Origin of the sequence: Blastococcus mobilis, from assembly GCF_900188025.1 — a bacterium.
GTDB classification, from domain to species: Bacteria; Actinomycetota; Actinomycetes; order Mycobacteriales; family Geodermatophilaceae; genus Blastococcus_B; species Blastococcus_B mobilis.
On sequence record NZ_FZNO01000011.1, the window covers coordinates 55,005 to 73,594 of the forward strand.

The 18,590-nt window shown below is 73.6% G+C and carries 18 protein-coding genes and 1 pseudogene; 13 read left to right on the forward strand and 6 right to left on the reverse strand.

What is annotated here, in order from left to right; translation table 11 throughout:
* Nucleotides 1-53: 53 nt before the first annotated feature.
* Nucleotides 54-500 (forward strand): MarR family winged helix-turn-helix transcriptional regulator, encoded by a 447-nt coding sequence (locus CHB94_RS11515; RefSeq protein WP_089336714.1) that lies wholly within the window; start codon nt 54-56, stop codon nt 498-500.
* Here CHB94_RS11515 and CHB94_RS11520 read toward each other — a convergent pair.
* The 4 genes from CHB94_RS11520 to CHB94_RS11535 are packed head-to-tail and all read right to left on the reverse strand — an operon-like array spanning nt 491 to nt 3,756.
* Nucleotides 491-919 carry a Fur family transcriptional regulator gene (locus CHB94_RS11520; protein ID WP_089336715.1) on the reverse strand — a complete coding sequence of 143 codons (429 nt, stop codon included), beginning with the start codon at nt 917-919 and terminating at the stop codon, nt 491-493. The genes CHB94_RS11515 and CHB94_RS11520 overlap by 10 nt on opposite strands.
* Complete coding sequence (locus CHB94_RS11525; RefSeq protein WP_089336716.1) at nt 916-1,944, reverse strand: metal ABC transporter permease; 1,029 nt, start codon at nt 1,942-1,944, stop codon at nt 916-918. The genes CHB94_RS11520 and CHB94_RS11525 overlap by 4 nt, the downstream gene beginning before the upstream one ends.
* Nucleotide 1,945: 1 nt before the next feature.
* Nucleotides 1,946-2,779 carry a metal ABC transporter ATP-binding protein gene (locus CHB94_RS11530; protein ID WP_089336717.1) on the reverse strand — a complete coding sequence of 278 codons (834 nt, stop codon included), beginning with the start codon at nt 2,777-2,779 and terminating at the stop codon, nt 1,946-1,948.
* Complete coding sequence (locus tag CHB94_RS11535; RefSeq protein WP_089336718.1) at nt 2,776-3,756, reverse strand: metal ABC transporter substrate-binding protein; 981 nt, start codon at nt 3,754-3,756, stop codon at nt 2,776-2,778. Before CHB94_RS11535 ends, CHB94_RS11530 begins: the two co-directional genes overlap by 4 nt.
* Nucleotides 3,757-3,841: 85 nt before the next feature.
* On the opposite strand from CHB94_RS11535, the gene CHB94_RS11540 reads away from it, so the two are divergent.
* The 10 genes and pseudogenes from CHB94_RS11540 (at nt 3,842) to holA (ending at nt 15,063) form a co-directional block, all read left to right on the forward strand.
* On the forward strand, nt 3,842-5,095 hold the full coding sequence (locus CHB94_RS11540; RefSeq protein ID WP_089336719.1) for a glutamate-5-semialdehyde dehydrogenase: 1,254 nt from the start codon (nt 3,842-3,844) through the stop codon (nt 5,093-5,095).
* A 127-nt stretch (nt 5,096-5,222) separates the two neighbouring features.
* Complete coding sequence (locus CHB94_RS11545) at nt 5,223-6,110, forward strand: AAA family ATPase (RefSeq protein WP_089336720.1); 888 nt, start codon at nt 5,223-5,225, stop codon at nt 6,108-6,110.
* On the forward strand, nt 6,110-7,540 hold the full coding sequence (locus CHB94_RS11550; protein WP_089336721.1) for a vWA domain-containing protein: 1,431 nt from the start codon (nt 6,110-6,112) through the stop codon (nt 7,538-7,540). Before CHB94_RS11545 ends, CHB94_RS11550 begins: the two co-directional genes overlap by 1 nt.
* 326 nt (nt 7,541-7,866) lie before the next feature.
* Nucleotides 7,867-8,535: a nicotinate-nucleotide adenylyltransferase gene (gene nadD / locus CHB94_RS11555; RefSeq protein WP_254920583.1), complete on the forward strand. Its 669-nt coding sequence runs from the start codon at nt 7,867-7,869 to the stop codon at nt 8,533-8,535.
* Nucleotides 8,532-8,963 (forward strand): ribosome silencing factor, encoded by a 432-nt coding sequence (gene rsfS, locus CHB94_RS11560; RefSeq protein ID WP_089336722.1) that lies wholly within the window; start codon nt 8,532-8,534, stop codon nt 8,961-8,963. The genes nadD and rsfS overlap by 4 nt, the downstream gene beginning before the upstream one ends.
* Nucleotides 8,960-9,682, forward strand: a complete 723-nt coding sequence (locus tag CHB94_RS11565) for a histidine phosphatase family protein (protein WP_089336723.1) — start codon at nt 8,960-8,962, stop codon at nt 9,680-9,682. The genes rsfS and CHB94_RS11565 overlap by 4 nt, the downstream gene beginning before the upstream one ends.
* Nucleotides 9,683-9,747: 65 nt before the next feature.
* On the forward strand, nt 9,748-10,638 hold the full coding sequence (locus tag CHB94_RS11570) for a DegV family protein (RefSeq protein ID WP_089336724.1): 891 nt from the start codon (nt 9,748-9,750) through the stop codon (nt 10,636-10,638).
* Nucleotides 10,639-10,779: 141 nt separating this feature from the next.
* Nucleotides 10,780-11,640 carry a ComEA family DNA-binding protein gene (locus tag CHB94_RS11575; RefSeq protein ID WP_089336725.1) on the forward strand — a complete coding sequence of 287 codons (861 nt, stop codon included), beginning with the start codon at nt 10,780-10,782 and terminating at the stop codon, nt 11,638-11,640.
* A gap of 524 nt (nt 11,641-12,164) precedes the next feature.
* A pseudogene (locus tag CHB94_RS26730) lies at nt 12,165-13,733 on the forward strand (ComEC/Rec2 family competence protein); the annotation flags it as partial.
* A gap of 370 nt (nt 13,734-14,103) precedes the next feature.
* Nucleotides 14,104-15,063 (forward strand): DNA polymerase III subunit delta, encoded by a 960-nt coding sequence (gene holA / locus CHB94_RS24510; protein WP_368073859.1) that lies wholly within the window; start codon nt 14,104-14,106, stop codon nt 15,061-15,063.
* A gap of 109 nt (nt 15,064-15,172) precedes the next feature.
* Here the strand turns inward: holA and rpsT are convergent, their stop codons facing one another.
* The gene (gene rpsT, locus CHB94_RS11585; RefSeq protein ID WP_089336727.1) at nt 15,173-15,433 is read right to left on the reverse strand and encodes a 30S ribosomal protein S20; all 261 of its coding nucleotides are present in this window, start codon (nt 15,431-15,433) and stop codon (nt 15,173-15,175) included.
* 220 nt (nt 15,434-15,653) lie between these two features.
* Here rpsT and lepA point away from each other — a divergent pair, with 220 nt between their 5' ends.
* Together lepA and CHB94_RS11595 are read left to right on the forward strand one after the other, a co-directional pair.
* Nucleotides 15,654-17,498 (forward strand): translation elongation factor 4, encoded by a 1,845-nt coding sequence (gene lepA, locus CHB94_RS11590; protein ID WP_089336728.1) that lies wholly within the window; start codon nt 15,654-15,656, stop codon nt 17,496-17,498.
* A complete protein-coding gene (locus tag CHB94_RS11595; protein ID WP_089336729.1) occupies nt 17,495-18,151 on the forward strand; it encodes an MOSC domain-containing protein in 657 nt (218 codons plus the stop codon). Before lepA ends, CHB94_RS11595 begins: the two co-directional genes overlap by 4 nt.
* A 16-nt stretch (nt 18,152-18,167) precedes the next feature.
* Here the strand turns inward: CHB94_RS11595 and CHB94_RS11600 are convergent, their stop codons facing one another.
* Nucleotides 18,168-18,578, reverse strand: a complete 411-nt coding sequence (locus CHB94_RS11600) for a VOC family protein (RefSeq protein WP_089336810.1) — start codon at nt 18,576-18,578, stop codon at nt 18,168-18,170.
* Between the last annotated feature and the right edge of the window lie 12 nt (nt 18,579-18,590).

Below are 18,590 nucleotides of genomic sequence, written 5' to 3' on the forward strand. Positions count from 1 at the left end.
TACGATGCTCTGACCATTTTCGTCAGATCATCTGACCATTGTCAAGAGGTGGCATGACCGAGGATCCCGAGGAGCGGCAGAACCTGGCACTGCTCTGCTTCTATCCGGCCCGGGCCATGGAGGCCCGCCTGTACGCAGCGCTGGCCGCAGCCGGCTTCGACGACATGACCCCCGCCCAGGGCCGCATCGCCGCGCGCATCGGCCCCCACGGCACCCGGCTCACCGACCTCGCTGAGCAGGCGCTGGTCACCAAGCAGACCGCCGGTCACCTGGTCGACCAGTTGGAGCGCGCGGGCTACGTCCGCCGGGTGCCGGACCCGACCGACGGACGTGCGCGGCTGGTCCAGATGGCAGAGCGCGGGCGGGAGGTCGTCGCGCTGGCCCGGAAGATCGAACACGAGGTGGAGGCCGAATGGACGGCGCACCTCGGGGACAAGACCGCCGCCCAGCTGCGCGCCGCCCTCGAGCGACTGCGCGAGGTGACCGACCCCTACCGCTGAGGTTCGCGGGCGGCGGCGCAGGCGGCGCAGGTCCCGAAGACCTCGAGCTGGTGCTGCACGTCGGCGAACCCGTGCTGGTCGGCGACGCGGGCGGCCCAGCGCTCGACGGGGGAGTCGGCGAGCTCGACCGTGCGGCCGCAGGAGCGGCACATGAGGTGGTGGTGGTGCGCCGTGGAGCACCGGCGGTAGGTCGCCTCCCCGTCGGCATTGCGGACGACGTCGACCTGACCCTGGTCGGTCAGCGCCTGCAGGGTCCGGTAGACCGTGGCCAGGCCCACCCCGTCGCCCCGCGCGCGGAGCAGCGCGTGCAGCTCCTGCGCGCTCCGGAAGCCGTCGGTGTCGCTGAGGACCGCGAGCAACGCGCTGCGCTGGCGGGTGGGCCGGCGGCTCGCCGCCTCGGCCGGTTCCGGTCGCGTCACGGCCGGCTCGCCTCCTCGATGGGCGGCGTCGCCACCGCATGCGCGCCGTGCTCGTCGTAGTGCAGTCCGGCGCCGGTCCGGTGCGGGGCGTGGAGATGTCCGTCGTGGTCGTAGTCGACGTGGTCGCCGTGGGGCACCGGCACGTGCCCACAGCCCTGGCCGTGCTCGTGCGGATGCGCGGCATGCACGTCGGCCCGTCGGCGGTGCCGACGGCGGGCCGAGGTGTCCCGCACGGCCAGGGCGGCCGTCACCAGGAGGAACAGCGCGATGGCCAGCAGGACGATCGTGCCGCCCGAGGGGGTGCCCGCGTAGTAGGACGCGGTCGTGCCGGCCACGCTGACGACGACACCGATGGCGCAGGCCAGGTAGACCGTCGTCCGGAAGCTTCGGGCCACCAGTTGGGCGACGGCGCTGGGCACGATCATCAGCGCGCTGATCAGCAGCAGGCCGACGACCCGCATCGACAGCACGACGGTGCAGGCGACCAGCGTGGCCAGCACCATGTTGAGGGCGAGGACGGGGAGCCCGACGGCCCGGGCGTACTCCTCGTCGTCACTGACCGCGTACAGCCGTCGGCCGAGCAGTGCGACGACGCCGAGGACGATCAGGGTGATGACCAGGAAGACCGTGACGTCGGCGGTGCTCGTGGTGGTGATCGCGCCGAACAGGTACGCGTCGAGATTGGTCGCCTGGCCGCGCGGAGCGAGGCTGAGCAGGACGACGCCGCCGGCGATGCCGCCGTAGAACAGGACGGCGAGGGCGACGTCGCCGCTCGTCCGGCCCCGGGCGCGGACCAGCTCGATCAGGACCGCGCCCAGCACGGCGGCGACCAGCGCGGTCCCCACCGGAGCGGTCGCCGTCAGGACGCCCACGGCGACGCCGGTGAGGGCGACGTGCCCGAGCCCGTCGCCGAGGAGGGAGAGCCGGCGCTGGACGAGGAACACGCCGACGGCGGGAGCCACCAGGCCGACCATCAGGGAGGCGAGGAGTGCGCGCTGCATGAAGCCGTACTCGAGGATCTCCATGTCAGCTGCCTCCGAGGCGGGCGCGGGCGGCGTCCGGGGTCACCCGGAGCTGGTCCAGCCGGTAGCCACGGCCCTCCGGCTCGACGGGGTCGTCGGAGTGGTGGTGACCACCGGTGCCGGGTTCGGCGCCGGCGAGCGGACCGTCGTAGCTGATGCGTCCGTGGTCGACCACGACCGCCCGGCGGAGGACGCCGGCGAGGGGGCCGGTCTCGTGGGTCACGACGGCGAGCGTCGTGCCGGTCGCCGACACGTCGGCGAGGACGGCGGCGAGCGCTTCCTGGCTGGCGGCATCCACGCCCGCCGTCGGCTCGTCCATGATCAGCAGCTCCGGTTCGGCCGCCAGGGCCCGCGCCACGAGCACGCGGCGCTGCTGGCCTCCGGAGAGGGAGGCGACCGGGTCGTTCATCCGGTCGCTGAGCCCGACGGCGGCGACGGCGTCGGCGACGACGGACCGGTCGCCCGGGCCGAGCCGCCGGAAGAGGCCCAGCCGCGCGAGCCGGCCCACCCCGACGACCTCACGGACCGTCGCGGGGACCGCGCCGCTCACCGTGTGCCGCTGGGGGACGTATCCGACCCGGCCGCGCGGGCCGGGCAGCCGTCCGACCGGCGCGCCCAGCACCTCCACCTCGCCGTCCAGCACCGCGGCGAGACCGAGGAGACCGCGGGCGAGCGTCGTCTTGCCCGACCCGTTGGACCCGAGGACGGCCACGGCCTCGCCGTGCCCGACGGTCAGGTCGACGTGCGCCACGATCGACACGTCGCCGTAACCGATGCTCGCGTCGCGCAGCCGGATCGCGGGCCCGCGACCCGGCCCAGCGCCCTGCGTGCCGGTCATGGACAGGACTGCCCCTGCTGCAGGACGGCGAGATTGCTGCGCATCACCTCGAGGTAGTCCTCTCCCGCGGAATCGTCGGTCAGGCCTTCCAGGGGATCCAGCACCGCAGTCCGCACGCCGGCCTCGGCTGCCACGGTCTCGGCGACCGCGGGGTCGATGAGCGTCTCGGTGTACACCGTGGTGACCCCTCGATCGTTCACCAGCTCGGAGATCTCGGCGAGCTGCGCGGGGTCGGGTTCCTGCGACGGGCTGAGGCCGCTGATGCCGACCACCTCGAAACCGTAGCGGTCGGCGAGGTAGCCGAAGGCGTCGTGGCTGGTGACGAGGGTGTCCACCGCGCACCCGGTCAGGCCCGCCTGCATCTCGGCGTCCAGTTCCTCGAGGTCCGTCCGCAGGGCGGCGGCGTTGTCCCGGTAGGCGGCCGCACCGTCCGGGTCGATCTCGGCGAGTCGCCCGGCCAGTGCGTCGCCCACGGCGGCGAGCCGAGTCGGGTCGAGCCAGAAGTGCGGATCGGCGGCCTCGTCCGCTTCGTCCACGGAATGCGCTTCGTCCCCGGCGTGCGCTTCGTCCCCGTGCGCACCGTCCTCGTGCGCTTCCTCATCGTGGGCCGGGGCGGTGAGGGAGAGGTCCGCGGCCTGGCCGGCGTCCCAGGCCCGGTCCCCGGCCTCCGACCGGGCCGCTTCGTCGACGGCGGGCTGGAAGCCCTCGAGGAACACCACCAGGTCGGCCTCGGCGACGGCGGCCACGTCCTGGGGCGCCAGCTCGAGGTCGTGCGCCTCGGCGCCCGGCGGAGTCAGCGAGGACACGGTGACGGCATCCCCTCCCACCCGCGAGGCCACCCACTCCAGCGGGTAGAAGCCGGCGACGACCGTGACGCCGTCCTCCCCGCCGTCTTCGCCGTTCTGGCCCGCGCACCCCGCCAATAGGGTGGCGGCCGCGACGGCGGCAGCTACGGCATACCGCGTCTTAACGTTCATGAGAATCATTCTCGCACAGTTTCGGACGACGGCGGCGCCCGCCGAGGCGCCGGGGGAGCGCGCGCACCCGCGTACCCTCGCCTGCGTGTCCGACGTCACCGACCTGCCACTGATCGGCGCCGCAGCGCTCCGCGCGCGGTCGGCCGCCCGGGTGCTGCGCACCCTGCCGACGGACGTGAAGGACGCCGCTCTGGCGGCGATGGCCGACGCGCTCGTCGCCCGCAGCGACGAGGTGCTGGCCGCCAATGCCGCCGACATCGAGGCCGCCGCCGCTGCGGGAACGCCCGACTCGATCCTCGACCGTCTCCGCCTGGACGCCGGGCGGGTGGCCGGCGTGGCCGCCGCCTTGCGCGAGCTCGTGGCGCTGCCGGACCCGGTCGGCGACGTCGTCCGTGGCTCCCGGCTGCCCAACGGTCTCCAGTTGCGGCAGGTGCGGGTGCCGTTGGGCGTCGTCGGCATCGTCTACGAGGCCCGTCCGAACGTGACCGTCGACGCCGCCGGCCTCTGCTTGAAGAGCGGGAACGCAGCACTGCTGCGCGGCTCGGCGTCGGCCTTCCGCACCAACACCGCGCTGGTCGCCATCCTCACCGAGACGGCCGAGAAGTCCGGTCTGCCCGCCGGCTCCGTGGAGCTGCTGCCCGCCGACCGTGCGTCGGTCGGAGAGCTCCTCAACGCCCGCGGGCTGGTCGACGTGGTCATCCCGCGCGGTGGGGCCTCCCTCATCGAGCGCGTCGTCCGGGAGTCGACCGTGCCGGTCATCGAGACCGGGGTCGGCAACTGCCACGTGTACGTCGACGCCTCCGCCGACGCCGCGATGGCCGAGGCGATCGTGCTGAACTCCAAGACCCACCGTGTGAGCGTCTGCAACTCCGCGGAGACCCTGCTGGTGCACCGCGACGTCCCGTTCCTCCCGCGCCTGCTCGGCGCGCTGGCCGGGGCGGGCGTGGCCCTGCACGGGGACGAGTCGGCGCGGGCGGCCCACGAGGGCGTGGTCCCGGCGACCGACGAGGACTGGGCCACCGAGTACCTGTCGATGGACATGGCGGTGCGGGTCGTCGACGACCTGCCCGCCGCGCTGGAGCACATCGCCCGGTGGGGGAGCGGGCACAGCGAGGCGATCGTGGCCGACTCCGCGAGCGCGATCGCCGACTTCACCGCCGGTGTGGACGCCGCCGCGGTGCTGGTGAACGCATCGACCCGGTTCACCGACGGTGGCGAGTTCGGCTTCGGCGCCGAGATCGGCATCTCCACCCAGAAGCTGCACGCCCGCGGCCCGCTGGGCCTGCCGGAACTCACCTCCACCACCTACGTCGTGACCGGCAGCGGCCACACCCGCTGACCGCCGCCGCTGCGCCAGCCACCCCGCCGCCGCTGCGCCGGCCACCCACCCCGCCGCCGCTGCGCCAGCCACCCACCCCGCCGCCGCTGCGCCAGCCACCCACCCCGCCGCCCCAGCAAGGAGCCGCATGCCCCGCCCGCCGTCGCAGTCCCCGCAGTTCTCCTCGGTCGCGGACGTCAGCAAGCGGCTGTCCACGGCCGGGTACCTGCCCGACGCCCAGATCGCGACGACGGTGTTCCTGGCCGACCGGCTGGGCAAGCCGCTGCTGGTCGAGGGCCCGGCCGGCACCGGCAAGACCGAGCTGGCCAAGGCGCTGGCGACGGCGACGGGGTCCGGGCTCATCCGCCTGCAGTGCTACGAGGGCCTCGACGAGGCACGGGCGCTGTACGAGTGGAACTACAAGAAGCAGCTGTTGCGCATCCAGGCGTCCCAGGGCACCGACGGCGCGGACTGGAACACCGTCCACGACGACATCTTCGGCGAGGAGTTCCTGCTCTCCCGCCCGCTGCTGACCGCGATCCGGCGGACCGAGCCGACGGTCCTGCTCATCGACGAGACCGACAAGGCCGACGTCGAGGTCGAGGGCCTGCTCCTGGAGGTGCTGTCGGACTTCCAGGTGACCATCCCCGAGCTCGGCACGATGACCGCGACGCGTCGTCCGATGGTGGTGCTCACCTCGAACGCCACCCGCGAGCTGTCCGAGGCGCTCAAGCGGCGCTGCCTCTACCTGGCGCTGGACTACCCGTCGGCCGACCGGGAGCGGGAGATCGTGCTGTCCCGGGTGCCCGATCTCGCGCCCGGCCTGGCCGAGCAGCTGGTCCGGACGGTCCGGGCGCTGCGGGCTCTGGAACTGAAGAAGTCGCCGTCGATCTCCGAGACCCTCGACTGGGCCCAGACGCTGCTCGAGCTCGGCCTGGACACCCTCGACGAGTCGGCGATGCGGTCGACGCTGGGCGTGGTCCTCAAGCACGCCAGCGACCAGGACCGCGCCGCGGCCGAGCTCCGGCTGAACTGATGACCACCCCGGTCGCGGCCGGCGGGCTCGCCGGGCATCTCGACGGGTTCGTGCGCGCCGTGCGTGAGGCAGGCATCCCGGTCGGGATCAGCCAGGCCGTGGATGCCGCCGAGATCCTGACGGTGGTCGACCTGCTCGACCGGGAGCAGCTCCGGCACGGGCTGGCCGCGGTGCTGCTGCAGCGCGCAGCCCAGCGCCCCACCTACGACGTCCTCTTCGACCTGTGGTGGCCGCTGTCGGACCGCCCGCCGGCTGCGTCCGACGGGGAGGGGACGGACGGCAGCCCCGATGACGAGGCGGGGGAGTCGACCCTGGACGTGCCGGGGTCCGACGACGCCGACCTGGCCGCGCTCATGCGCGAGCGGCTGCTGCGGCTGCTGCTCGACGGGGACGAGGAGGCGCTGCGCCGGTTCGCGCGCGAGGCCGTCGAGCTGCTGGGGCGCGGTCAGCCCTCGCCCTCGGGGCAGTCGTACTTCAGCTACCGGGTGCTGCGCGCGCTGTCGCCGGACACGCTCGTCTCGCAATTGCTGGCCGGGCTGCTCGCCGAGGGCGATCGCGGCGGACTGGGCGAACAGGTGGCCCGCCAGACGATCCGCGAGCGGCTGTCGGCGCTGCGCTCCGCGATCGAGTCCGAGGTGCGCCGGCGGACGGCGGCGGAGAAGGGGCGGGACAAGGTCGCGAAGAACGCCGTCCGGCCGCTGGTGGACCAGGTGGACTTCCTCCGTGCGCAGTCGACCGACCTGGCCGAGCTGCGACGGGCCGTGGCGCCGCTGGCCCGCCGGCTGGCGGTACGGCTCTCCGCGCGCCGCCGGCTGGGGCGCGAGGGCCGGCTGGACTTCCGCAAGACGGTGCGGGCCTCGCTGGGCACGGGCGGCGTTCCGGTGGTCACCCACCACCGGCCGCGGAAGGTCCACAAGCCCGAGCTCGTCGTGCTCTGCGACGTGAGCGGATCGGTGGCGGGGTTCAGCCACTTCACGCTGATGCTGACCCAGGCCCTGCGGGAGCACTTCACCGGCGTGCGGGCCTTCGCGTTCGTCGACACCACCGACGAGGTGACCCGCTTCTTCAAGCCCGGTGCCGACGTCGTCGACGCGATCGCCCGGATCGGGCGCGAGGCCGACGTCGTGGGTTTCGACGGGCACAGCGACTACGGGACCGCCTTCGAGGTGTTCGCCGACCGCTGGGCGTCCGCGGTCGGCCCGAAGACGTCGCTGCTGGTCCTCGGCGACGGTCGGACGAACTACCGGCAACCGGGCCTGCCCGTGCTGGCCGACCTGGTCCGGCGGTCGCGGTCGGCGCACTGGCTCAATCCCGAGCCCCGGCGGTTGTGGGGCAGCGGTGACTCGGCCGCGAACCGTTACGGCGAGGTCATCGACATGGTGGAGTGCCGCAACGCTGCCCAGCTGTCGGAGTTCGTCACCACCCTCTGAGCGTCCCGGTGCGGCGCACTGTCGACGGGGCGACACGTCGGCCGGTCGACAGGTCGATCCGGCGCCTCGTCGCCTGCCGTCGCGACACGCCGGGGTTCCGGAGCGCCGCCGTAACCGATGTCGTCCCCGAGCGTTGGTCAGGGCGGCGCCGCACCAGGTGCGGACGTGCTCAATCGGGGCAGCGACGCACGGTGTCGATCGCGACCGGCTGCACGGGGGAGCCGGTCGCGGCGGTCGCGGGTTCTCCACCTCCGGGTGGGGCCCCGGCCGCGGCCGGCGCCGATCCTGACGGGGCCCGTCCCGGTGGTCCCCGATAGGCTCGTCCGGTGGCAGGTGGCCGGGTCGGGATCATGGGCGGGACGTTCGATCCCATTCACCACGGTCACCTCGTCGCCGCCAGCGAGGTCGCGGGCCTCTTCGGTCTGGACGAGGTCATCTTCGTGCCGACCGGCGAACCGTGGCAGAAGAGTGAGCGCGCGGTCAGCCCCGCGGAGGACCGCTACCTCATGACCGTGATCGCCACGGCGTCCAACCCGCGGTTCTCCGTCAGCCGGGTCGACATCGACCGGGGCGGCCCGACGTACACCATCGACACCCTCACCGATCTCCATCGGCAGCGGCCCGACGCCGAGCTGTTCTTCATCACCGGCGCCGATGCCCTGGCCCAGATCGTCAGCTGGCGGGAGAACCAGCAGTTGTTCGACCTGGCCCACTTCATCGGAGTCACCCGGCCGGGATTCCACCTCGCGGACTCCCACCTGCCCGAGGGCGTCGTCAGCCTCGTCGAGGTGCCCGCCCTGGCGATCAGCTCGACCGACTGCCGCGAACGGGTCGGCCGGGGCATGCCGGTCTGGTACCTCGTTCCCGACGGCGTCGTGCAGTACATCGACAAGCGCGACCTCTACCGCGAGGTGCCGCGTCGACCCGGCGCCGAGGTCATCCAGCACCCCGCTACCCAGCCCCCGACCGACCACCTCCAGGAGGTACCCCGATGACCGCCTCGGCCGAGGCGCGGGACACCGCGCTGCTCGCCGCTCAGGCGGCTGCGGACAAGCTCGCCACCGACGTCTCCATCGTCGACGTGAGCGACCGGCTCGCCATCACCGACGCCTTCGTCCTGGCCTCGGCGCCCAACGAGCGCCAGGTCCAGTCGATCGTCGACGAGGTGGAGGAGCGACTCCGCGAGCACGGCATCAAGCCCGTCCGTCGGGAGGGCGTCGCCGAGTCGAGGTGGGTCCTGCTCGACTTCGTGGACGTCGTGGTGCACGTCCAGCACGCCGAGGAGCGGGCGTACTACGCCCTCGAGCGGCTCTGGAAGGACTGCCCGACCATCCCGTTCGTCGACAACGCGAACCCTGCGCCGACCGGCGACACCGCGGCCGAGGGCGGCAGGTCCCCCGACGGGGAGACGTCCGGCCGGTGACGGGCAGAGCCCTGCCGGTGCCGCGGCTGGTCCTGTGGCGACACGGGCGGACCGAGTGGAACGCTGCCGGCCGTTTCCAGGGCCAGCTCGACCCGCCGCTGGACGACAGAGGCCGGCGACAGGCCGCCCAGGCGGCCCCGTACATCGCCGCCGGGCTGACGCCGGAGGACACCGTGGTGGTGTCCAGCGACCTCGTCCGGGCCACTGAGACCGCCCGGGCCCTGACGGCGGTGCTCGGAGTGCAGGTCCGGCTGGACGAGCGCCTGCGAGAGCACGGCATGGGCTCCTGGGAGGGGCTCACCCGGGCCGAGGTGGCCGACCGGTTCCCCGAGCAGTACGCCGCCTGGATGGCCGGTCGCCCGGTGCACGGCCGGGGCGGTGAGGACCCTTCGGCGGTCGCCGACCGTGCGCTGGAGGCCCTCGCGGACCTGCCCCCTGCCGGCGTGGCCGTGGTCGTGACCCATGGCGGCACCGCCGGACGGCTGATCGAGCGGCTCCTCGACCTGGGCCCGGAGCACCGCCGCATGTTCGGGCCTCTCGGCAACTGTGCGTGGAGCGAGCTGGTGGTGCAGGGCAGCCGCTGGCGGCTGCTGCGCCACAACAGCTCGGTGCTGCCCCAACCGGTGGGGCGTGTGGAGGGCGTGGGCCCGGGACCGACCGGAACGGTGGCGCCGGAGGGCGCACCGCCTCCCCCCGGCGACGCCGACGCCGTTCTGTAGGTCCGCTGGACACGGCCGGTGAGTACCGCCGATGGTCGGCGACAGTGGCGGGCTAGCCTCGCCGGGTGTCCGTCGCCGTAGTCACCGATTCGACGGCCTACCTCCCCGATGAACTCATCGAGGGCTACGGCATCCACGTCGTGCCCCTGTACGTGGTCCTCGCCGGGCATTCCGGCCGCGAAGGCTGGGACATCGGCCCGGGGGACGTCGCCCGGGCGCTGGCAGCCCGCGGGCACAGCGTCTCGACCTCTCGCCCGACGCCCGGGGACTTCGTGGCGGCCTACCGGCGTGCGCTGGCCGAGGGCGCCGACCGCCTCGTCTCCCTCCACCTGTCGTCGGAGCTGTCGGGGACGTGGGACGCCGCGCGGCTGGCCGCCTCCCAGGTCGGGGAGCACATCGTCACCGTCGTCGACACGCGGTCGGCGGCCATGGGAGCCGGGTTCGCCGTCCTCGCCGCTGCCCGGTCGGCCGCGGCAGGTGCCGACGCGGCGACCGTCGCGCGGACGGCGCAGGAAATCGCGGACGCGACGCGGACCTTCTTCGTCGTCGACACCCTGGAGCACCTGCGTCGCGGTGGGCGCATCGGGTCCGCGGCCGCCGTCCTGGGATCGGCGCTCGCCGTCAAGCCGGTGCTGCACGTGCAGGACGGCCGGGTCGTTCCGCTGGAGAAGGTGCGGACGACGACCCGAGCGCTGCACCGGCTGGTCCAGCGCGCGGTCGAGGCTGCCGGGCAGGGGCCGGTCTCGATCGCCGTCCACCACCTCGCCGCTCCGGAGAAGGCCGCACGGCTCGCCGCGGAGATCCGCGAGCGGCTGCCGCAGGTGCGCGAGCTCCACGTCAGCGAGCTCGGCGCAGCGATCGGGGCACACGTGGGCCCCGGCGCGGTCGGGATCGTCGTGGCGCCGTTCTGGCGGGAACCGGACGAGGAGACGCATTCGGAGCCACCGGAGGACTGAGGGCAGCACGTGGCTCGGCATGCGCGCCAGGCTGCCGCCGGCTGCCTCTGACGCGGCTGCGGTCGTCCACAACCCGCCTCAGCGTCCACAGATGTGTCGGGGGACCGGTCGAGCGGTTCCGCTCTCCCTAACGTCCGGTCGGTGCGCCTCCCCTCCCGCCGCAGCGACGACGCCGACGTCATCCGCCAGCGCCTGCGGCTGCTGCTGGACGAGCGCGACCGGCCGGGTGGGTGGATCCCCGATGACCTCGACGACGAGGAGCAGCGTTCCTCCGCCACGGGTCCGGGCTGGACCGGGGACGACACGGCCACCGCACCACTGGCGGATGACGAACCGGAGACCGGTGCGGGCCTTCCGGTGGGCGTCGGCCGGCACCGGGCGCCCGGTCCGGCGGCGCGCTGGGACCCAGGGCGGTACGGGGCGTCGTCCCTCTGGCTCGCGGGGCTGCTGGCCGCCCTCGTCCTGATCGGCTGGACGTGGCTGGACCGCCCGCGCGTGGCCGCGGTGGACGGCGCGCCCCCCGCGTCCACCGCGCCGCCGACCCCGCCGGTCGGTGAGGCCGCCGAGACCTCGGCGACAGTGGTGGTCGCCGTCGTCGGGCAGGTCGCCCACCCGGGACTGGTCACCCTCCCGTCCGGCTCGCGGGTGGCCGATGCGATCGCGGCCGCGGGCGGACTGCTGGCCGAGGCCGATCCCGCCGCGGTGAACCTGGCGGCGGTGGTCTCCGACGGGGAACAGGTGGCCGTCGGATCGTCCGCCGCGATCCCGGCGGGAGGGGCGCCGGCGGGCACCGGGGCGGCCGGTGGCGGCGGCCTGGTGGACCTCAACGCCGCCGGCGTCGCGGAACTGGATGCGCTGCCCGGCATCGGCCCCGTGCTGGCCCAGCGGATCGTCGACCATCGCAGCCGTCACGGGGCGTTCCGGAGCGTCGAGGAGCTCGACGACGTGCCGGGTATCGGTCCGGGGACTTCGGCGGAGCTGGCCGAGCTGGTGACCGTGTGAACGGTCCGCCCGCCCGATGGAGCTGGGTGGACCTCCGGCTGGCGCCACTTGCCGCGGCGGTGTGGCTCACCACCCTGCTGGCGCCGGTGACCGCGCCGTTCCTGCTGGGGTCGGCCGCCTGCGCGGCGTGCGTCCTCGCAGTCGCCCTCCACCGTCACCGAGGACCGGCCACGGCGCTCGTTCTCACCGTCCTGGCCGGCGTCGCGGTCGCCGCAGCGACGGGGGCGGTCCGCGGGGTTGCACGGGAGGGCTCGCCCCTGCGCGCGGTCGCCGAGGCGGACGGGACGGCGTCGGTCGTCCTGGAGCTGGACGGCGATCCCCGTCTGCTCCGCGGGGCCGGGCCGCCCCGCGTCGTCGCGGACGCGACCGTGACCGTGCTCGTCGACGGGTCCACCACGCACCGGCTCCGGGCCGAGGTGCTGTTCTTCGGTCCTGCCGAGGAGTGGCGTCGCGTGTCCCCGGGACAGCGGGTACGTGTCCGTGTCGGCCTCTCCCTCCCCGAGCGAGGGGACGACGTGGTCGCGGTGGTCTCGGCCCGTGGCCCGCCCGCGGTCGTCGGCGAGCCGGACGTCCCTCAGCGGCTGGCCGGCGCCCTGCGGGAGGGGTTGAGCGGGTCGGCTCGGCGCGTCCTGGAGCCGGGACCCGCGGGGCTGCTGCCGGGCCTCGTCGTCGGCGACACCCGGGCGATGGACCCGGTGCTCGAGGAGGACTTCCGCCGCGCCGGGCTGGCGCACCTGACCGCGGTGTCGGGAGCCAACGTCGCCATCGTGCTGGCCGGGGTGCTCGGGCCACTGCGCCGGCGGGCGGTGGACCGGAGGGTCCAGGCGGCCGTCGCCGGTCTGGCGCTCATGGGGTTCGTGGTTCTCGCCGGTCCCGGCCCGAGCGTCGTCCGCGCGGCGGCCATGGGCGCGGTGACCCTGCTGGCCCTGGCCTCCGGGCGCCCGCGGGCGGCTCTCCCGGCGCTGGGGGCCGCGGTGTGCGTGCTCCTGCTGGTCGACCCGGGGCTGGCCGGGGACCCCGGCTTCGCGCTCTCCGTCGCGGCCACCGCCGGCATCGTCCTGCTGGCGCCGGGCTGGTCCCGCCGGCTGCGGCAGCGGGGCTGCTGGGCGCCGCTGGCCGACGCGCTCGCCGTCAGCGCTGCGGCCGGAGTGGTCACCGCGCCGATCGTCGCGGGGCTCTCGGGGACGGTCAGCCTCGTCTCCCTCCCCGCCAATCTGCTCGCGGGGCCGGCGGTCCCGGCGGCCACCGTGCTCGGCTTGGCCGCGACCGTCCTGGCGGTGCTCGTGCCGCCGCTGGGCGATGCCCTGGTCTGGCTGGCCGGCTGGCCGACACGATGGCTCGTCCTGGTCGCCGAGAGCGCGGCGGCCGTACCGGACGGTGCCGCGGGGTGGCCGGCCGGAACCCCCGGCGCCGTCCTGCTGACCGTCCTCCTGCTCGCCGGCGGCTGGATGCTGTGGCGCTTCCGGCGACTGCGACCGCTGGCGGTGGCTGCGGTCGTCGGCCTCGTGGTCGTGGGCTGGCCCGTGCGCCAGGCGGTGCGGGGCTGGCCTCCGGCGGGAAGCGTGGCGGTCGCCTGCGACGTGGGGCAGGGCGACGCCTTCGTCCTTCCCGCCGGGCCTGGTGCGGGGGTGCTCCTCGATGCGGGGCCGGACGTCGGGGCCGTGGACCGCTGCCTGGACCGGCTCGGGATCGATGCGCTGCCTCTCGTTCTCATCTCGCACCTGGACGCCGACCACGTGGGTGGGCTGGCCGGGGCCCTCGGCGGCCGAGAGATCGGAGTGGTGGCGACGGGCACCCTGTCGCCTGCCGACGATCGGGCGCACGCGTTCGACGGACTGGTGCACCGTGCCGGCGGGACGCGGGCCGTCCTGGTCCCCGGCGACCGCCGCCGCACCGGCGGCGTCGCCGTGCAGGTGCTGGCGCCGGCACCGGAGCGGGCCACCGGGGCGGCCGAGGCCAACGACCTGTCACTCGTCGTCCGGGTGGAGGTGCGCGGCCTGCGGATCCTGTTCAGCGGCGACCTGGGCGCGGAGGCGGAGGCGCGGCTCGTCGCGGACGGAACCGATCTGCGCGCGGACGTGCTGAAGGTGCCGCACCACGGCAGCGGGGACGCCGACCCGGAGTTCCTCGCAGCCAGCGGCGCCCGCGTGGCCCTCATCTCCGTGGGTGCCGACAACACCTACGGTCATCCCGCCGACCGGCTGCTGACCTGGCTGGCGCGGGCGGGGATGCGGGTGCACCGCACCGACCGCGAGGGCGACCTGGCCGTGGTCGGTTCCGCCGATGGATGGGGTGTCGCCTCCCGGGAGGGGGACGGCGCGGCGGCGGCTCACCCCGGCGGCGTCGGTGGAGGCGCAGCGGGACGGCACCCGGCCGCGGCCGCCGGGCGTCGTCGGTCCTCCGTGACACGATGCAGACGTGCCGGCCCGACCAGTGGAACCCACCTCCCGGCTGCGCGTCGTGATGGGGGAGGAGGAGCTGCTGCGCGCGCGGGCGGTCAACGCCGTCCGCACCGCCGTGCTCGCCCGCCACCCCGACACCGAGGTGCACGAGCTCGCCGCCGCCGGCCTCCCGATCGGGCAGCTGGCCGACGTGCTGGCGCCGTCGCTGTTCGGCGGTCACCGGCTCGTGGTGGTCGTCGGCGTGCAGGAGGCCGCCGGCGCACTGTCGGACTCGTTGATCAGTTACGCCAAGGACCCCGACCCCGACCTCACCCTCGTCGTGGTCCACTTCGGGGGTAAGCGCAACGAGGCGCTGGTCAAGGCCTTCACCGCCGCAGGAGCGGCGGTGGACGAGTGCCCCAAGCTGAAGTCGCCCGGCGACCTGGCGGCGTTCGCCCGCAACGAGGTCCGTCAGTTCGGCGGGCGCATCACCGCGGACGCCGTGGCGGCCCTCGTCGACGCCATCGGCAACGATCTGCGGCAGCTCTCGGCCGCGGCGAGCCAGTTGGTGTCGGACTTCGGCGGCACGATCGACGGGGACGCCGTCGCCCGGTTCCATCGCGGTCAGGCGGAGGTCACCGGGTTCACCGTTGCCGAGCGGGTCCTGGTCGGTGACCGAGCGGGCTCCATCGAGATGCTGCGCTGGGCCCTCGAGCGCGGGGTGCCGCACGTGCTGATCGCCGACGCCATCGCCGACGGCGTCCGGACCGCGGCCCGGGTCGCCTCGTTGAGCTCCACGAACCCCGGCGAGCTCGCCCGCACGCTGAAGATGCCGCCCTGGAAGATCAAGAAGGCGCAGACCCAGAGCCGGGGCTGGAGCATCGACGGGCTCCAGCAGGCGATCGCTGTCGCCGCCGAACTCAACGCCCACGTGAAGGGTGCCGCGGCCAGCGCGGACTACGCCCTCGAGCGTGCGGTCCGCCGGATCGTCACGATCCGCGCTGAGACCGGCCGCGGCAGCCGGGCGCGCGCCGGCTACTGACCGCCCGTCGCGGACGGTGCGGCACCGTCACCGGCTCCGAGAACGCGACGAGCCCCGTCCCGGAGGGGAGGGGGCTCGTTCGGTCCGCGCCGGAGCGCGGCGCACCGGCTCAGAGGCCGGCGACCTGCTTGGCCAGACCCGACTTGCGGTTGGCCGCCTGGTTCTTGTGGATGACGCCCTTGCTGGCAGCCTTGTCGAGCGCCTTGGAGGCGGTCGCCAGAGCGGTGGCCGCGGCGGCGGCGTCCCCGGACTCGGCAGCCGTGCGGACGCGCCGGACGGCCGTCTTGAGGGCGGACTTGACGGCAACGTTGCGCTGGCGCGCCTTCTCGTTGGTCTTGATCCGCTTCATCTGGGACTTGATGTTCGCCACGCGTGAGCCTCGGTGTCTCGCAGGAGGGAGTACTTCTGACAGTGCGTCCGGGCGCAGAGCAGGAAAGGGCAGTACCTCAGCAGCGCCGCGCCGGCGGACCGGTCTGCCAAGATACCAGCGTCGTCCCGGAGACCCCAACCCGCCGTCCGATGCCCTCTCGGCACGGGGTGGCACGGCGGTCGCCCAGCCCACCCCGGTGCCGTGGGACGATGGCGGCACTGTGACGACTCCTGCCACCACTGATCCGGCCCGTATCCGGAACTTCTGCATCATCGCCCACATCGACCACGGCAAGTCGACGTTGGCCGACCGGATGCTCGAGGTCACCGGGATCATCGAGGCACGGCAGATGCGCGCCCAGTACCTCGACCGCATGGACATCGAGCGTGAGCGCGGCATCACCATCAAGGCGCAGAACGTGCGCCTGCCGTGGAAGCCGCGATCGGGCGAGCATGCCGGTGACGAGTACGTCCTCGACATGATCGACACCCCGGGGCACGTCGACTTCACCTACGAGGTGTCCCGGTCGCTGGCCGCCTGCGAGGGCGCGGTCCTCCTGGTGGACGCCGCGCAGGGGATCGAGGCCCAGACGCTGGCCAACCTCTACCTGGCGCTCGAGAACGACCTCACGATCATCCCGGTCCTCAACAAGATCGACCTGCCTGCAGCTCAGCCGGAGAAGTACGCCGCGGAGATCGCCCACATCATCGGCTGCGACCCCGACGACGTCCTGCGGGTCAGCGGCAAGACCGGTGAGGGCGTGCCGGAGCTGCTCGACCGGATCGTGCAGGAGATCCCCGCCCCGACCGGTGTGGCCGAGGGGCCCGCCCGGGCGATGATCTTCGACTCGGTCTACGACATCTACCGCGGTGTCATCACCTACGTGCGCGTGGTCGACGGCCGCATCTCCGCCCGCGACAAGATCAAGATGATGTCGACCGGCGCGACGCACGAGTTGCTCGAGATCGGCGTCATCTCGCCGGAGCCCAAGCCGGTGGAGAGCCTCGGGGTCGGGGAGGTCGGCTACTTCATCACGGGTGTGAAGGACGTCCGGCAGTCCCGGGTCGGCGACACCGTCACCCTGCAGCGCAAGCCGGCGGCGGAGTCGATCGGCGGCTACCGCGACCCGAAGCCGATGGTCTACTCCGGCCTCTACCCGATCGACGGCAGCGAGTACCCGTTGCTGCGCGAGGCGCTGGACAAGCTGCTGCTCAACGACGCCGCGCTGACCTACGAGCCCGAGACCTCGGCGGCGCTCGGGTTCGGCTTCCGTGTCGGCTTCCTCGGCCTGCTCCACCTGGAGATCGTCCGGGAGCGGCTCGAGCGCGAGGCCGGTATCAGCCTCATCTCCACCGCACCCAACGTGGTCTACCGCGTGGTCATGGAGGACGGCTCGGAGATCACCGTGACCAACCCCAGCGACTGGCCGATGGGGAAGATCTCCACGATCTACGAGCCGGTCGTCAACGCCACGATCATCGCGCCCAGCGACTACACCGGCGCGATCATGGAGCTCTGCCAGGGCCGCCGCGGCCAGCTGGGCGGCATGGACTACCTGTCGGAGTCCCGGGTCGAGCTGCGGTACACGCTGCCGCTCGGCGAGATCATCTTCGACTTCTTCGACGCCCTGAAGTCGCGCACCCGCGGCTACGCGTCCCTCGACTACTCCGAGGCCGGGGAGCAGGAGTCGTCGCTGGTGAAGGTCGACATCCTGCTCCAGGGCGAGGCCGTCGACGCGTTCAGCGCCATCGTGCACAAGGACAAGGCCTACAGCTACGGCGTCATGATGGCCGGCAAGCTGCGCGAGCTCATCCCGCGGCAGCAGTTCGAGGTGCCGATCCAGGCAGCCGTCGGCTCGCGGGTCATCGCCCGCGAGACCGTCCGCGCCATCCGCAAGGACGTCCTGGCCAAGTGCTACGGCGGTGACATCACCCGCAAGCGCAAGCTGCTGGAGAAGCAGAAGGAGGGCAAGAAGCGGATGAAGATGGTCGGCCGCGTCGAGGTCCCCCAGGAGGCGTTCGTCGCCGCCCTCTCCACCAACGAGTCGACCGCTTCCAAGAAGTGAGCGCGCGGCTGGAGGCCGTCTGCGTCTCCGGGGCCGAGCTGCTGCCGCTACCCGGCCGGAGGCCGAACCGCAGCGGGATCGACAAGAAGCCGGTGGCCGGACGCGTCGCCGTCCACCAGCTGGGCCTGGAGGGCGACGTCCAGGTCAACCGCAAGCACCACGGCGGCGAGGGCCAGGCGGTCTACGCCTACGCCCAGGAGGACGCCGATTTCTGGATCGCCGAGCTCGGCCGCGAGCTTCCGCCCGGCCGGTTCGGCGAGAACCTGCGGGCCAGCGGTCTGGACCTGACCGGCGCGCTGCTCGGGGAGCAGTGGCGGATCGGGACGGCGCTGTTCGAGGTGACCGCGCCGCGTATCCCGTGCGCGAACTTCGCCCGCTTCTGGGACGAGCCGCAGCTGGTCAAGCGCTTCAGCGACCGAGGCGCGACGGGCGCGTACCTGCGGGTCCTGGAGACCGGCGAGATCGGCGCGGGGGACGCGATCGATGTCGTCCACCGTCCGGACCACGCGGTCACGACCGGCCGCACGTTCCGGATCCTCACGACGCAGAAGTCCCGCGTGGCCGAGCTCGCCCCGGCCCTGCACCACCTCCCGGTGAAGGACCAGCCCAAGCTGCGGGCACGCATCGACGCGCGGACCGGCGTCAGCGCCTGAACGCGGGTGCTGAGCCTCAGTGGAGCCAGGGAGCGTGGGACAGGCCCACGATCAGTCCCTCCGCCGTCTGGAGCCGAGCGACCGTCTGTCCCCAGGGCTCGGTCCGCGCGCCGTGCAGCAGACGGAACCCGCCGCCCTCGAGCTCCGCAGCCCCCTCGGCCACGGCTTCCGGGTCGGCGAGCTCGAACTCGATGCTGACCTGGGGTACTGGTCGGTCGGGCGGCCAGGTGTCCGTACCGCAGCAGGCCCGTGCCGCCTCGGCGAGGGGCCAGACGCCGAAGTGCTTGCTCCCGTCGATCCGCTCGCTGGCGAAGTAGTCCCCGTCCAGCCGCTCGAGGGGGAGCCCGAGGGCCGACACGTACAGCTGTCTGCTCGTGGCCGGGTCCGGCGCGATGACGCTGACGCTGGCGATGAACTGCACGTCCACGACCCACAGACT